Origin of the sequence: Nonomuraea solani (assembly GCF_900108335.1) — a bacterium.
GTDB classification, from domain to species: Bacteria; Actinomycetota; Actinomycetes; order Streptosporangiales; family Streptosporangiaceae; genus Nonomuraea; species Nonomuraea solani.
Genome location: NZ_FNVT01000023.1, coordinates 41,006 through 54,910, shown reverse-complemented (window position 1 = coordinate 54,910; position 13,905 = coordinate 41,006). Strand labels below are relative to the sequence as shown.

Below are 13,905 nucleotides of genomic sequence, written 5' to 3'. Positions count from 1 at the left end.
CGAGGCCCGTGAAGGCCGGCAGGCGCGCCCCCTCCTCGGCCGGCTCCGCCATCACCCCCGTCGGAGAGCGGATGGAAGGCTCGGCCGTCAGCCCGCCGCCCTCAAGGTCCCACAGGCCACCGACAGTTCCGTGGACGAGGAAAGGGCCGCGCCCGCCCGGACGAGCGGCTCAGCAGGAGCCGGCGCTCCAGCGGTTGAGCGCCCCGCGAGTCGGGATCACGGCGTCAGCGCAGGAGCTAATGCGGCAGGTCGGCTTCCGCGTTGCGTAGTTCGTCGAGGGCCTCCCGCAGATAGCCGGCCAGTTCCCAGGCGTCCGGCACCATCTGCCGGTCGGTGACGACGCCGATGTCCATCGAGCCGTCGTAGGAGAAGGCGGTGATGTTCACGCCGCCGCTCACGTCGGTGATCACCGACACCGGGTAGTGGGTCAGCAGCCGGGCACCGCACACGTACAGGGGGAACTGCGGCCCCGGCACGTTCGAGACGATCACGTTGATCGGCGGCGCCGCCTGCCCGACCAGCCCGAACGCCGAGCGCGAGGCCAGCCCCATGAGCGCGGCCGGCATCGACTCGCTGAACTCGCGCAGCCACCGCGCGGGCGCCAGCGAGAACCTGTCCTTGATCCGGTGCATGGCCTGGCGTACGTGGTGCAGCCGCTCGACGGGATCGGTGACGTTCACCGCCAGCGGCGCCGTCATGATCGTCACCTGGTTGCCCTGCCCCTCGATGCCGGCGGCCCGTAACGAGAACGGCACCCCGGCCACCAGCGGCTGGCGCGGCACGCCGCCGTGCGCGGCCAGCCACCTGCGCAGCGCGCCCGCGCACACGGCCATGACGACGTCGTTGACGGTGACCCCGAACGCCTTGCGGACCTGCTTGATCTCCTCCAGCGGCAGTGAGGCGAACGCGAAGCGCCGATGCCCCGACAGCGGGCCGCTGAACGGCGTCTTCGGCGCGGGCAGGGCGGGCAGGTCCGGCGCCCGCCCGGTCCCGGCCAGCCGGCGGGCGAGCCCGGAGACGACGCGGCTGCCCGGGATCCAGGACACGACGGGGATCTCGTCCAGGTGCGGGACGGCCCTGGCCGCAAACCGCGCGGCGGCGGCCGGGTTGCCCGCCAGCCTGGCCAGCCCGCGGGCCAGCATCGTGGCGGAGCCGGGCGGGGGCGCGTCCCGCTCGGGCGCGGCGGCGGGCGGCGGCGCGGGCTCGGGGCTGATGTCGAGCAGCGCGGCCAGCACGTCGGCGCCGCCGATCCCGTCCACGGCCGCGTGGTGGATCTTCGTGTAGAGCCCCATGCGGCCGCCGGACAGCCCGTGGATCAGGTAGATCTCCCACAGGGGACGGCCGCGGTCGAGGCGGCGGGCGTGCAGGCGCGAGACCTGGTCGGCCAGTTGCCGGTCGTCGCCGGGCGGCGGCAGGCCGATCTCGCGTACGTGGTAGTCGAGGTCGAGGTCGTCCTCCTGCATCCAGTACGGATGGTCGAGCCCCAGCGGCACGGGGGCCAGCTTGCGCCGCAGCGCGGGCACGTAGGGAAGCCGCCGTTCGAGCAGGGCCTGCAGGTCGGCGCGGTTGAGATCGCCGTCGAGCACGGCCAGGCCGGCGATGTTGGCGATGTTGGTCGCGGTCTCGAAATGGAGGAACTGCGCGTCCAGGGCGGTCAACTGTGGCATCGTCTCACCTCTGCCCCGACCCCATCAGAGTCCGTCCACCTCTTCAATAGAGAGCGTCGCGGCATCCGGTTCCGCGAAGGCCAGCAACCGCTGTCCCTCCTCCTCCAGCGCGGCCGGATCCACTGACGTGAACGGGCTGACGAGCAGCCTGGCCTTCTTGCCCGAGCGCTTGATCTGCCACGTCCCCGCGGCGAACCCGTCCACCAGGAAGACCGCCTTGATCCGCAGGTTCTTGGTGCTGACGCGGCTTTTGTACTCCTCGGCGAGCACGCGGGTGCGGTCGGCGTGGCCGAGGATCAGCGTGTCGAAGTCGGGCAGGAACCGTACGGGGGCGGGCACGTCACCGCCCGGCCTGGGCGCGTCCGGCAGGTCGAAGAGCTCACGCCCGGCGGCGTCGGTGAGCCGTTCCAGCTCCATGCCCTCCATGACCGGCCGCAGCCCGCCCAGTCCCGACCAGGTCTGCACGTCGGCGGGGGTGGCGGGGCCGAAGGCGGCCAGATAGCGCTCGATCAGCGAACTCGGCTCGGCGGGCGTCACAGCGATGCCGGGCAGCCCGAACGCGGGGTCGCGCGGGAAGCTCCACCGGTCCTCGGTCGGCGTGATGATCAGCGGAGTGAGCATGCGGACCGCGTACCCGAGCGCCCGGTCATAGGCCCCGGGAAACTCCGCCAGCAACCGCGGCCGCAGCTCGTTGAACGTCATGGGCCCCGCCGCCAGCAGCCGGTCGGCGGCGGCCACGACCGCCTCGAAGTCGACCCCGTCGAAGCGGCGCGCGGCGCTCTCCAGCACCGGCCGCAGCAGCGGCCGGAACGCGGCGAAGTCCGCGGCCGTCACCAGGTGCAGCGTGGCCCGCCACATGGTGGCCCGCACCAGCGTGCGCGCGTGCAGCGCCGCGTGCAGGTCGTCGCGCTCGAACCCCTCCAGCCGCGTCCACACCCCGAGGTACGGCGGCCGCGGCTCCTGCGCCTGCAGGCCGGCCAGGCGGTGCACCACGTCGGCGACCTCCCCCTTGTGCCGCGAGAGAAGGTGCTGGCGGGCCAAGGTGGCACGGTTGAGGTCGCGAAGGCTGAGCATCTACATATCATGCCTTTCCCCCTCAAGTCGGTACGCGCCATGTACCCCGCCCTCGCCGACGGCCACGCCTACCTCGACGGCGCGGCCGGTACCCAGGTCCCCCGGCCCGTGATCGACGCCATCGCCACCGCCTACCGCACCGGGATCGGCAACGTCGGCGGCGCCTTCCCCGCCAGCCACCGCTCCGACGCCATCGTGGCCGCGTGCCGCGCCGCCGTGGCCGACCTGGTGGGCGGCCAGGCCGGCGGCGTGCTGCTCGGCCCCAACATGACCACGCTCACCTACCGCCTCGCCAGGGCGATCGCCGGGCCGGGCGACGAGGTGGTGGTCTCCCGGCTGGACCACGACGCCAACGTGCGCCCGTGGACGCAGGTCGGCGCCACCGTGCGCTGGGCCGAGGTGGACCCGGTCACCGGGGAACTGCCGGTCGAGCAGTACGCCGATCTGATCAACGAGCGCACCCGGGTGGTCGCGGTGACGGCGGCCAGCAACATCCTGGGCACCCGCCCCGACGTGCCGGCCATCGCGGAGCTGGCCCATCAGGCGGGCGCGCTGGTGTACGTGGACGGCGTGCACGCCACCCCGCACGGCCCGGTGGACATGCGGGCGCTGGGTGCCGACTTCTACGCCACGAGCGCGTACAAGTGGTCGGGCCCGCACATCGGCGCGGTGGTCGCGGACCCGGCGCTGCTGGAGACGATCAGGCCGGACAAGCTGGCCTCGTCCGCCGACACGGTGCCGGAGCGGTTCGAGACGGGCACGGCCGCGTTCGCCGACCTCGACGGGGTGACGGCCGCCGTCGATCACCTGGCCGCCATGGTCCCGGGCCCGGGTGGCCGCCGCGAGCGCCTGCTGGCCTCGATGGCGGCGGCGGAGGAGCACGAGCAGGCGCTGTTCCGGGTGCTGCTCGCGGGCCTGGAGACGATGCCGCACGTCACGGTGTACGGCAAACCGGCCAGGCGCACCGCCACCGCCTACTTCAACGTGGCCGGCCACACCCCGCGCGGGGTCGCCGAGCACCTGGCCCGCCTGGGCGTGAACGTGTGGAACGGCCACAACTACGCCTGGGAGCTGACCGGCGCGCTCGGCATCCGCGACTCGGGCGGCGCGGTCCGCGCGGGCCTGGTCCACTACAACGACCGCACCGACGTGGACCGCCTCCTGGAGGGGGTGGCCCGCCTGGGCTGACCGTCACTCGGGCGGCTCCCCCTTCTTCCTCCATGTGTGGAAGAAGGCCGCGGCAAGAGCGACGCACACGGTGGCGGTGCCGGACAGCCACGCCTCGAAGGGCGTGGAATGAAACCCGCCCTTCCGGTGCTTTCGTGGGCGAAGTCGCTCATGAAAAGAGGCGTTTCCCATGTCCCCGCAGGCCCGCGCGGCCCGGCTCATCGTTCAGGCTCTGGAGGCGGAGGGTGTCGAGTACGTCTTCGGCATCCCCGGTGAGGAGAACATCCACTTCGTCGACGCGCTCACGGACTCCTCGATCCGGTACGTCCTCGTACGGCACGAGCAGGCCGCGTCGTTCATGGCCGAGATCTACGGCCGCCTGACCGGCAAGGCGGGCGTGGCCTCGGCCACGCTCGGCCCTGGCGCGATCAACCTGCAGCTCGGCGTCGCCGACGCCACCACGAACAGCACCCCCGTGGTCGCGATCACCGCCCAGGTCGGGCTCGACCGCATCTACAAGGAGTCGCACCAGGTGGTCGACCTGGTGTCGCTGTTCAGGCCGATCACCAAGTGGTCGGAGCTGGCCCCCACGGCGCGGGCGCTGCCCGAGCTGATCCGCAAGGCGTTCAAGACGGCCCAGACCGAGCGCCCCGGCGCCGTCTATCTGGCCATCCCCGAGGACGTCGAGTCCGCGGAGATCCCCGGCGACCTGCGCCCGCTCCCCGTCAACGTCGTACGCCCCCAGGACCCCTCCCCCGCCCAGATCGCCCGCGCCGCCGACGTGCTGGCCACCGCCCGCAGGCCGATCGTGCTGGCCGGCCACGGCGCCACCCGCGCCGGGGCCTCGGACGCGCTGGTGCGCTTCTCCGAGCGGCTCGGCCTGCCGGTGGCCACCACGTTCAACGGCAAGGGCGTCTTCCCCGACGACCATCGGCACGCGCTCGGCGCCGTGGGGTTCATGAGGCACGACTACGTGAACTTCGGCTTCGACGAGGCCGACGTGCTGATCAGCGTCGGGTACGAGCTCCAGGAGTTCGACCCCGTCAAGATCAACCCGATGCGCGACAAGAAGATCATCCACATCCACCGGTTCCCCGCCGAGGTCGACGACCACTATCCGGTCGAGGTCGGCGTGCAGGGCGACATCTCGCGCTCGCTGCACGCCCTCGGTGACGCCGTGCGCCGGCGGTTCGAGATCAACGGCACCGGCGAGCGGATCCGCGGCATGATCCGCGAGGAGCTCGAACAGGGCCGCGCCGAGAACGGGTTCCCGCTGTCGCCGCGCCGGGTGGTGACCGACATCCGCCAGGCCATGGGACGCGAGGACATCGTGCTGGCCGACACGGGGGCGGTCAAGATGTGGATGGCCCGCATGTACCCGACGTACGAGCCGAACACGATGCTGGTCTCCAACGGCCTGTCCTCGATGGGGTTCTCGGTGCCCGGCGCGCTGGCCGCCAAGCTGGCCTTCCCGCACCGGCGGGTGCTGGCGGCGACGGGCGACGGGGCGTTCCTGATGAACTCGCAGGAGCTGGAGACCGCCGTGCGGGAGCGGATCCCGTTCGTGGTGCTGGTGTGGGTGGACGACGCGTACGGGCTGATCGAGTGGAAGATGGACCTGGAGCTGGGCCGCAGCTCCAACGTGGCCTTCGGCAACCCCGACTTCGTCAAGTACGCCGAGAGCTTCGGGGCGCGCGGCTACCGGATCACGAGCGCCGAGGAGCTGCTGCCTACGCTGCGCAAGGCGCTGGCCGACGACGTGGTGTCGGTGATCGCGGTGCCGGTCGACTACGCGGCCAACCTCCAACTGACCGACAAGCTGGGCGAGCTGACCGGACCCTTCTAAGATCGTCCAGGTGAGCCTGCCCGCCCTGCCTGTCCAGGGGACACCGCCGATCGAGCCGGCGCGTGACCCGTACCACGTCTATCTCGACTCGCTCACCAGCCCCGAGTCGCGGCGCACCATGCGCGGCTGCCTCGACCGGCTGGCGCGCCTGCTCACCGGCGACGAGCGCGCGACGGGCGCGGGCCAGCCGTGGCATCTGCTGCGTTACGAGCACACCGTGCGGATTCGCACGCTGCTCACCGACCAGGGCTGGTCGGCGGCCTATGTCAACAAGCACCTGGTGGCGCTGCGCCGGGTGCTGAAGGAGGCGTGGCGGCTGGGCCAGACCAGCGCCGAGGACCTGGCCCGCGCCTCCGACCTGGCCCCCGTGCGGCAGAGCCGCCTGCCGGCCGGGCACCACGTGCCGCCCGAGGTGGTCGGCGCGGCCCTGTCGGTGTGCGACGACTCGCCGGCCGGGGTGCGCGACGCGGCGCTGATCGCCGTGCTCTACTCCACCGGCTGCCGCCGCGCCGAGCTCGGCGGGCTGTCGCTGACCGACTACGATCCGGGGGCGCGGTCGCTGCGGGTGCGCGGCAAACGCGACAAGGAACGCCTGGTCTACCTGACCACCGACGCGATCGGGCTGGTCGAACGGTGGCTGGCGGTGCGCGGCCGCACGCCCGGCGCGCTGTTCAGCCCGATCAGCAAGGCCGGGCGCCTGCGCGAACGCGACGGGCGCCCGGTCGGGCTGACCGGGCAGGGCATCTCCGACATTCTCACCCGGCGGTTCGGGGAGGCGGGGGCGTCCCGGCGTACGGCGCACGACTTCCGCCGCACGTTCATCGGCGAGCTGCTGGACGCCGGGGTGGACCTGGCGACGGCCCAGGCCCTGGTGGGGCACTCGTCGCCGGCGACCACGGCCCGCTACGACCGCCGCCCCGAGCGGACCCGGCGCGAGGCCGTCGACCGCCTGCGCCTCCCCGCCCCCCGTCCGCTGGCGTAAGGGGGTCACCCGGCCAGGCGGGGCACGATGCCGGTGTTGTGCAGCCGTTCACGGGCGGCCGCGATGGCCTGGTCGGTCGTGGCGAACACCTGACCGGCCTGGTCGAGCCGGGCGATCACGCCGAGCGCCTCCAGCGGCTGGTGCTGGTCGTCGGGGATGCCGGAGACGTACACCATGATCCCCCGCTGTTCGAGTCGTTCGATGGCGTCGCCCAGGACCAGGGCGCCGCTGGCGTCGATGGTGGTGACCCGGCTCATGCGCAGCACCACCACGGACACGTCGGTCACCTCCGACAGTTCGAGCAGGAAGCGGTGGGCCGCGGCGAAGAACAGCGGCCCTTCCAGCCGGTAGGTGACGATGTGCTCGGCGAGCAGCGCGTGCTCGTCCTCGGTGTGCTGGGGCTGCAGGTCGTGGCGGAGCCGCTCCTGGTCGACGCGCACGTTGCGGGCGATGACCCGCAACGCCAGCGCCCCGGCCACGACCAGGCCGAGGATGACGGCGAGGACGGTGTCGAGGGTGAGGGTGGCCACGGCGGTCAGCACGAGCACCGCGGCGTCGCTCCTGGTGGACCTGAACATGGCGCGCACCGCGCCGACCTCGACCATGCGCACCGACGTGGCCAGCAGCACCCCGGCGAGCGCGGCCAGCGGGATGCGGGAGACGAGCCCGGCGCCGAGGTAGACGATGCCGCCCAGGATCACGGCGTGGGAGAGGGCCGCCAGCCGGGAGCGCGCGCCGGAGCGTACGTTGATGGCGGTACGCACGATGGCGCCCGTCCCCGGCATGCCCCCGAACAGCGGCGTGACGAGGTTGGCCAGCCCCTGCCCGAACAGTTCGCGGTCGGGGTCGTGCCGGTCGCGGCCGGTCATGTTGTCGGCGACGGTGGCCGACAACAGCGACTCCAGCGACGCCAGGGCGGCCACCGCGATCGCGGGGGCGATCAGCGACGTCGCCACGGCGGGATCGAGGAAGGCCGTCGAGGGCGCGGGCAGCCCGGCGGGCAGGTGGCCGATCCTGGCCAGCGGCAGCGCGGCCACCTCGGCGAGGACGGTGACGACGGCCACGGCCAGCAGCGAGAACGGCACCGTCGGCCGCAGACCGGCGCCCACGAGCAGCGCCACGGCCACGATGAGGGTCACGGACATGGCCCACCAGTGCGGCCTGGCCAGGAAGTCGAGGACGGCGTGCCAGGCCACGACGGCGACCTTGTCACTGTCGTGGGCCGGTACGCCGAGCGCGTGCGGGAACTGCTGCAGGCCGATCACGCCCGCGATGCCGACGGTGAACCCGGCCACCACGGGCGCGGGGACCAGCGCCATGTAGCGGCCCGCGCCCGCCAGGCCGAGCCCGATGAGCAGCGCCCCGGCCATCAGGCCGACCGTCAGCACGCCGGAGGCGCCGTGCGCGCTCATGATCGGCATGAGCATCACGGTCATCGCGCCGCTGGTGCCCGACACCTGCAGCGCCGACCCGCCGAACAGGGCCGCGAGCGACCCCGCGATCACGGCCGTGGCCAGCCCCGACGCGGCGCCGAGACCGGAGGAGACACCGAACGCGAGCGCGAGCGGCAGGGCGACGATGGCGACCGTCAGCCCGGCGAGGAGATCGTGGCGGGGGCTGCGGCGCATTTCGGTCAACCCGGTGCGTTCCGGCAGGACGGCTCGTACACGGCGCCAGGCGAGGTCGAGTGCCATGTTCACCGTGCGTGCCCGTTCGACTCGTCTTTGTTACCGCATCGGCCCGCGAAAGGTCCGCTCACCATCACTCCTTCTAGGTCAAGACAACCCCGCATTGCCCCAAATTGCATAAATTTGCAATTGGTGAAGAGGTTGTCAGGGTACAAGTACACCCCCTCCGACCTGGTTAAACTCCGCGACGGCGATATTCGCCAGGCGTGAAACCGTGCCATTGTTTGAAGGCGAGGTGGAATCCGACGGTCGAGCCGTACCCGACGCGCCGCGCGATGCCGCTGTGCGGGAGCGCGGTGCCGGCCAGCAGCCGGGCGGCCTCCTGCATCCGGCGCGCGGTCAGGTGCCGCATCGGCGCCTCGCCGACGAGCTCGCGGAAGGCCGCCGCGAACGCCGATCGCGACATCCCGGCCTCGGCGGCCAGGCTCTCCACCGTCCAGGGCTCGGCGAACCTCGTCTGTACGGCCAGCAGCGCCGCCCCGACGGCCGGATGCCGCAACGCCCGCAGCACCGGCTCCCCCTCGCCCAGGCTCGCCATGGCCGCCCGCAACGCCAGCACGAAGACCAGCTCGAACGCGCGCAACGCGACGATCTCCAGCCCCGCGTCTTGACGCCCGGCCTCGGTGGTGTCCCAGTCGGCGGCGAGGCGGCCCAGGAGGTCGGCGAGGAGAGGTTCGCGGGCGACGGCCGGCCGGTCGAGCACGAGCACCTGCGGCAGCGCCCGGTACAGCGGCGCCGCGGCGGCCGCGTCATAGTGCAGCCCGCCGCAGAGCATGACGGTCGGCTCCCCCGGCCCGTCGATCGACACCGTGCGCACCGAGCCGGGTTCGCGCTCCGGCAGCACGCTCTCCAGCGGCACGGTCGCCCGGCCGGGCGCGTCGGCCAGCCGGTGGGCCGCCCCGTGCGGGAACACCGCCAGCTCCCCCGCCCCCAGCCGCACCGGTCCCGCGCCCGGCAGTTCGACCACGCACCGGCCCTCCTGGACGTAGTGCAGCAGCGCGCAGCTCTCCCGCTCCCCGGCCACGCCCCACGGCCCCCGTGCCGTCCAGCGGCTGTGGAACACGCCGCGCAGGCGCAGCGGGGCCAGCAGCTCGCTCAGCAGGTCACCCATGGACGATCCTTAACATTTCGGAGATCTCCCTTTATGGAGAGTATCGCGGGCCCTCGGAAAACTGGGGCCATGCGATTCCTGGTGATCGGCGCCTCGGGCGCCCAGGGCGGCGCCGTCGCCCGCCATCTGACCGAGCGGGGCCACGACGTCCGCGGCTTCTCCCGTACGGGCGACGTCCCGGCGAGGGTGCGGCCGTTCCGCGGCGACCTGGGGGACGCCGCGCGGGTGAAGGAGGCGTTCGACGGGGTGACGCACGCGTCGGTGACGCTGCCCCTGGTGTACGACCCCGCCACGGTGTCCGCCCACGTCCGGCACGTGATCGACGGGGCGCTGGCGGCGGGGGTGCGGCGGCTGGCGTTCAACACGGGCAACCGGCTGCCCGAAGCAGAGTCGGGCGTGGCCGCGTTCGAGACCCGGCGGCGGGCGGCGGCCGCCCTGCTGTCCAGCGGGGTGCCGACGGTGGTGCTGCGCCCGCCGCTCTACGCCGAGAACCTGCGCGCCCCCGGGGTCGCCGGCCCTGGAGTGCTGCGTTACCCGCTGCCCGCCGACGTCGCCGTGCCCTGGCTGACGCACGCCGACCTGGGCGCGGCCACGGCGGCGGCGCTCACTCTCGACGGGCTGGAGGGCGCCACGCTGGACCTGGGCGGTCCTGACACGGTGACGGGGCCGGAACTGGCGGCGATGTTCGGGCCGGGGGTCCGGTACGAAGAGCAGGACGTGGCCGCGTTCGAGTCGGGCCTGGCGCACGCGGTCGGGGCGGAGGCGGCGGCGGGGGTGGCGGCGACGTACCGCTGGATCGGCGGCCGGCGCGGCTTCTTCACCCCGTCGCCCGGCCTGGCGGAACGGCTCGGCCTCCGCCTCACCCCACTGCGCGACTGGATCGCCACATGACGGACGCCGCACACGAGGTCGTCCGCCACCACCAGGTCATCGAACGCTGGCTGACGGGCGCCGCCGCCCGTACCGAGTTCGCGGCCTTCGCCGACGCGCACGCGCCGGGCTTCACGCTGATCGGCCCCGACGGAGCGGTGCTGTCGCGCGCCGAGATCCTGGCCCAGGTGGAGTCCGCCCACGGCAAGGCGCCGGACCTGACGATCACCATCGCGAACGTGCGCGTGATCGCGGAGTCGGGCGGCCTGCTGGTCGCGACCTACGAGGAGTGGCACGGCACCCGGGGCCGCCGCGCCACGGCCGTCCTCCGGACGACGCCCTGGCGCTGGGTGCACCTGCACGAGACCTGGATCCCCTAGCCGGACAGCATCGCGAACGCCCGCCCGGCCGCCAGGACCGCCTCCGCCTCGACCTCGTCCGCCGTCCGCCCCTCCGCGAGCAGCAGCCAGTTGCGCCGGGCGAGCACCCGCTGGGTGGCCAGCACCTGCGCGGCCAGCAGCGCGGCGGTGAGGTCGTCGCTCGTCTCCGCCAGCGCCTCCGTGAGGGCCTGTTCGGCCCGTTCCATGTACTGGGTCACCCGGGAGGCCAGGCTGGGCGTGCCGAACACCATCCGGTGATAGGCCACCACCTGGGGATGGTCGTTGAGCCCCGTGACGGGATCGCGGCGGGCGAGCCCGTCGAGGAAGTGCCGGCGCAGCGCCGCCACCGGCGCCTCCCCCGCCGCCCGCTCGCGCACCACCCGCGCCGACTCGTCCTGGTGGTCGGCGATCTGGTGCAGGACCAGGTCCTCCTTGGTCGGGAAGTACTTGAACAGCGTGGGCTTCGACACCCCCGCCGCGGCCGCGATCTCGGTCACGGGCACCTCGTCGAAGCCGCGTTCGAGGAAGAGCGCGATGGCCGCCGCCGAAATGACCTCGTGCTGCCGCCGCCGCTGCAGCTCCCGGAGTCCTGTCATGAGCACACTCTATCAAAGTGTTAACCTGGTCAATATCTTAACCGAGTTAACACTTTCGGGAGGTGTGATGGAGACGCTCGACGACGAGCGCCGGTACGTCGAACGCTGCACGGCCGGCCTGCGCAGGATGCTGGACGGCGCGCGGAACAACGTGATCGTCGGTGAGACCGTGGCCGGCGACCGCTACAGCGCCGAACGGCTGGGCCGCCACCTCAAGAGCCTGGCCAAGGAGCTGAGCGAGGAGCCGGAGGGGCCGCCGTTCTTCGGCCGCCTGGACTTCGGCGCGGGCTCGGCCGAGCATCCGGGCCGCTCGTACCACATCGGCAGGCGGCACATTACCGGCGAGCACGGCGGCCCGCCCGTGGTGATCGACTGGCGGGCGCCGGTCTCGCGCGCGTTCTACCGGGCCAGCGCCCGCGACCCCCAGGACGTCGCGGTACGCCGCCGCTTCGGCTGGTCCGGCACCACGCTGACCGGCTTCGAGGACGAACGGCTCGCCCAGGGCGAGGAGGGTGAGAGCAAGATCCTGGCCGCCGAGATCGAGCGGCCCCGCGTCGGTCCCATGCGCGACATCGTCGCCACGATCCAGCCGGAGCAGGACGACCTCGTCCGCGCCGACGTCGACACCTCGATCTGCGTCCAGGGCGCACCCGGAACCGGCAAGACCGCGGTGGGCCTGCACCGGGCCGCCTACCTCCTGTACGCCCACCGCCACCGCCTCGAACGCGGCGGCGTGCTGGTGCTCGGGCCCAACCGGGCCTTCCTCGGCTACATCTCCGCCGTGCTGCCCGCGCTCGGCGAGATGGACGTCGAGCAGACGACCCTGGCGGGACTGCTGGCCACCGTCCCGGTCGCGGCGGCCGACACCGAGGCGGCCGCGATGGTCAAGCACGACGCCCGCATGGCCCAGGTCCTGCGCGAGGCCCTGTACGCGCGGATCTCCCGGCCGCTCGAACCGGTCGTGGTGCCGGACGGCTCGTACCGCTGGCGGGTGTACGAGAACGAGTTGCGCCGCATCGTCGACGACACCCGCCGCGAGTCCATCCCCTACGGCGTGGGCCGCGAACGCGTCAAGGCCCGGATCGTCGCCGCCGTCCGCGACCAGGCCGAGACCCGTGGCCAGACGGCGAACGCGGCCTGGCTGCGCCAGATCGGCCGCGCCGTCACCCCGTACCTGGACGCCGTCTGGCCCAACGTCAAACCGGAAGAGCTCCTGCACGACCTCCTCCTCGGCCCTGAGGACGTGGCCGGCGTGCTCACGGACGCCGAACGGGCCGCGATCACCTGGGCCAAGCCGCCGCGCAGCTTCAAGAGCGCCAAGTGGAGCGCCGCCGACCTGGTGCTGCTCGACGAGATCGCCTGCCTGATCGAGCGGCCCCGGGGCTACGGGCACGTCATCGTGGACGAGGCTCAGGACCTGTCGCCGATGGAGTGCCGGGCCGTGGCCAGGCGCAGCGCGCACGGTTCGCTCACCGTGCTGGGCGACCTGGCCCAGGGCACCACGCCGTGGGCCGCCACCTCGTGGCCGGAGCGCATGGAGCTGCTGGGCAAGCCCGACGGCGAGATCATCGCCCTCACGACCGGCTTCCGGGTGCCCGCGGTCGTGGTGGAGCTGGCCAACACACTGCTGGCGGCGCTCCAGGTGGAGGTGCCGGAGACCCGCTCGTACCGGTCGGACGGCAGGTTGCGGGTGACCCCGGTGACGGCGCTGGCGAAGGGGGTGGTGGCGGCCGCGCGTGAGGCGCTGGGGTTCGAGGGCTCGATCGGGGTGATCGCCGCCGACGCCGATGTCGAGACGCTGACGTCCGCGCTGTGGGACGAGGGCCTCGACATCGCCGGCCGCCTCAGCGTGCTGCCCGCCTCGATGGCCAAGGGGCTGGAGTACGACCACGTCGTCGTGGCCGAGCCCGCCGCGATCGCGGAGGCCGAGCGGCGCGGCCTGAACCGTCTGTACGTCGCCCTCACCCGGGCCGTCTCCCGCCTAGACGTCGTCCACGCCCGGCCGCTCCCGCCACCGCTTTCCCACCCCGCAGAAGCCGCTTGAAATGGGCAGATGTCGGGGAACGCACGCTCGACACGGCCGCTCCCCCGGGTGTGTGATGTGGTCCACACCCCGAGAGGAGCCCGCCCGTGACCTCCGCGCAGACACCGCCGCAAGGCGACGACCCGCATTCCGGTGAGGGAATGCGGTCTGAAGGCGCGCGGTCTGAGGGCACGCGGTCTGAGAGCACGCGGTCTGAGAGCGCATGGTCTGAGGGCATGTGGTCGCCGCCGCCCTACCCGCGGCCGCCGCATCGGCCGCGGGCGAGCGAGCAGGTCCTGTCGATCATCGGGTTCGTCTGCGCCGCGGTGGCCGTGCTGTTCCTGCCGGTGCTGTTCGGCCTGGCCGGCGTCGTGCTGGGCATCGTCGGCCACACCCGCGAAGAGCCGCTGGGCCGGTGGGCGGCCATCGCGGCGGGCGCGGGAATGCTCGCCGGCACGGTGCTCAGCATCCTGCTGACCCCGAGATGACCCCGAGATGATC

The 13,905-nt window shown here is 73.0% G+C and carries 12 protein-coding genes; 7 read left to right on the top strand and 5 right to left on the bottom strand.

The genetic code is table 11. The features are described 5' to 3' along the window. Positions 1 to 236 precede the first annotated feature (236 nt). Positions 237 to 1,667, bottom strand: a complete 1,431-nt coding sequence (locus tag C4V41_RS49665) for a WS/DGAT/MGAT family O-acyltransferase (protein WP_103963069.1) — start codon at positions 1,665 to 1,667, stop codon at positions 237 to 239. A gap of 24 nt (positions 1,668 to 1,691) precedes the next feature. Beyond that, complete coding sequence (locus C4V41_RS49660; RefSeq protein ID WP_103963068.1) at positions 1,692 to 2,741, bottom strand: winged helix DNA-binding domain-containing protein; 1,050 nt, start codon at positions 2,739 to 2,741, stop codon at positions 1,692 to 1,694. 9 nt (positions 2,742 to 2,750) lie between these two features. Here C4V41_RS49660 and C4V41_RS49655 point away from each other — a divergent pair, with 9 nt between their 5' ends. From C4V41_RS49655 to C4V41_RS49645, 3 genes are all read left to right on the top strand, one after another. After that, a complete protein-coding gene (locus C4V41_RS49655; RefSeq protein WP_103963067.1) occupies positions 2,751 to 3,929 on the top strand; it encodes a cysteine desulfurase-like protein in 1,179 nt (392 codons plus the stop codon). Positions 3,930 to 4,098: 169 nt separating this feature from the next. After that, complete coding sequence (locus C4V41_RS49650; RefSeq protein WP_103963066.1) at positions 4,099 to 5,754, top strand: acetolactate synthase large subunit; 1,656 nt, start codon at positions 4,099 to 4,101, stop codon at positions 5,752 to 5,754. Between the two features lie 10 nt (positions 5,755 to 5,764). Further along, on the top strand, positions 5,765 to 6,736 hold the full coding sequence (locus tag C4V41_RS49645; protein ID WP_103963065.1) for a tyrosine-type recombinase/integrase: 972 nt from the start codon (positions 5,765 to 5,767) through the stop codon (positions 6,734 to 6,736). Positions 6,737 to 6,741: 5 nt separating this feature from the next. On the opposite strand, the gene C4V41_RS49640 is transcribed toward C4V41_RS49645, so the two are convergent. Both C4V41_RS49640 and C4V41_RS49635 read right to left on the bottom strand, forming a co-directional pair. Then, positions 6,742 to 8,430, bottom strand: coding sequence for a SulP family inorganic anion transporter (locus C4V41_RS49640; protein ID WP_103963064.1), 1,689 nt, complete (start codon positions 8,428 to 8,430; stop codon positions 6,742 to 6,744). 169 nt (positions 8,431 to 8,599) lie between these two features. Further along, positions 8,600 to 9,535, bottom strand: a complete 936-nt coding sequence (locus C4V41_RS49635) for an AraC family transcriptional regulator (RefSeq protein ID WP_103963063.1) — start codon at positions 9,533 to 9,535, stop codon at positions 8,600 to 8,602. A gap of 69 nt (positions 9,536 to 9,604) precedes the next feature. Here C4V41_RS49635 and C4V41_RS49630 point away from each other — a divergent pair, with 69 nt between their 5' ends. Further along, positions 9,605 to 10,426, top strand: coding sequence for an SDR family oxidoreductase (locus C4V41_RS49630; protein WP_103963062.1), 822 nt, complete (start codon positions 9,605 to 9,607; stop codon positions 10,424 to 10,426). After that, positions 10,423 to 10,785 (top strand): DUF4440 domain-containing protein, encoded by a 363-nt coding sequence (locus C4V41_RS49625; RefSeq protein ID WP_103963061.1) that lies wholly within the window; start codon positions 10,423 to 10,425, stop codon positions 10,783 to 10,785. The genes C4V41_RS49630 and C4V41_RS49625 overlap by 4 nt, the downstream gene beginning before the upstream one ends. On the opposite strand, the gene C4V41_RS49620 is transcribed toward C4V41_RS49625, so the two are convergent. After that, complete coding sequence (locus C4V41_RS49620) at positions 10,782 to 11,381, bottom strand: TetR family transcriptional regulator (protein ID WP_103963060.1); 600 nt, start codon at positions 11,379 to 11,381, stop codon at positions 10,782 to 10,784. The two genes, C4V41_RS49625 and C4V41_RS49620, sit on opposite strands and share 4 nt — an antisense overlap. A gap of 67 nt (positions 11,382 to 11,448) precedes the next feature. Between C4V41_RS49620 and C4V41_RS49615 the strand changes: the two genes are divergently transcribed. Together C4V41_RS49615 and C4V41_RS49610 are read left to right on the top strand one after the other, a co-directional pair. Next, entirely contained in the window at positions 11,449 to 13,425 is a 1,977-nt protein-coding gene (locus C4V41_RS49615; RefSeq protein WP_103963059.1) for a HelD family protein, read from the top strand. 215 nt (positions 13,426 to 13,640) lie between these two features. Then, positions 13,641 to 13,892, top strand: a complete 252-nt coding sequence (locus tag C4V41_RS49610; RefSeq protein ID WP_103963058.1) for a hypothetical protein — start codon at positions 13,641 to 13,643, stop codon at positions 13,890 to 13,892. Positions 13,893 to 13,905 lie beyond the last annotated feature (13 nt).

Excerpts from the sequence above, each read along its gene's own strand:
- C4V41_RS49665 (WP_103963069.1), bottom strand. The coding sequence starts at position 1,667 with ATGCCACAGTTGACCGCCCTGGACGCGCAGTTCCTCCATTTCGAGACC.
- C4V41_RS49660 (WP_103963068.1), bottom strand. The coding sequence starts at position 2,741 with ATGCTCAGCCTTCGCGACCTCAACCGTGCCACCTTGGCCCGCCAGCAC.
- C4V41_RS49655 (WP_103963067.1), top strand. The coding sequence starts at position 2,751 with ATGCCTTTCCCCCTCAAGTCGGTACGCGCCATGTACCCCGCCCTCGCC.
- C4V41_RS49650 (WP_103963066.1), top strand. The coding sequence starts at position 4,099 with ATGTCCCCGCAGGCCCGCGCGGCCCGGCTCATCGTTCAGGCTCTGGAG.
- C4V41_RS49640 (WP_103963064.1), bottom strand. The coding sequence starts at position 8,430 with ATGGCACTCGACCTCGCCTGGCGCCGTGTACGAGCCGTCCTGCCGGAA.
- C4V41_RS49635 (WP_103963063.1), bottom strand. The coding sequence starts at position 9,535 with ATGGGTGACCTGCTGAGCGAGCTGCTGGCCCCGCTGCGCCTGCGCGGC.
- C4V41_RS49630 (WP_103963062.1), top strand. The coding sequence starts at position 9,605 with ATGCGATTCCTGGTGATCGGCGCCTCGGGCGCCCAGGGCGGCGCCGTC.
- C4V41_RS49625 (WP_103963061.1), top strand. The coding sequence starts at position 10,423 with ATGACGGACGCCGCACACGAGGTCGTCCGCCACCACCAGGTCATCGAA.
- C4V41_RS49620 (WP_103963060.1), bottom strand. The coding sequence starts at position 11,381 with ATGACAGGACTCCGGGAGCTGCAGCGGCGGCGGCAGCACGAGGTCATT.
- C4V41_RS49615 (WP_103963059.1), top strand. The coding sequence starts at position 11,449 with ATGGAGACGCTCGACGACGAGCGCCGGTACGTCGAACGCTGCACGGCC.
- C4V41_RS49610 (WP_103963058.1), top strand. The coding sequence starts at position 13,641 with ATGTGGTCGCCGCCGCCCTACCCGCGGCCGCCGCATCGGCCGCGGGCG.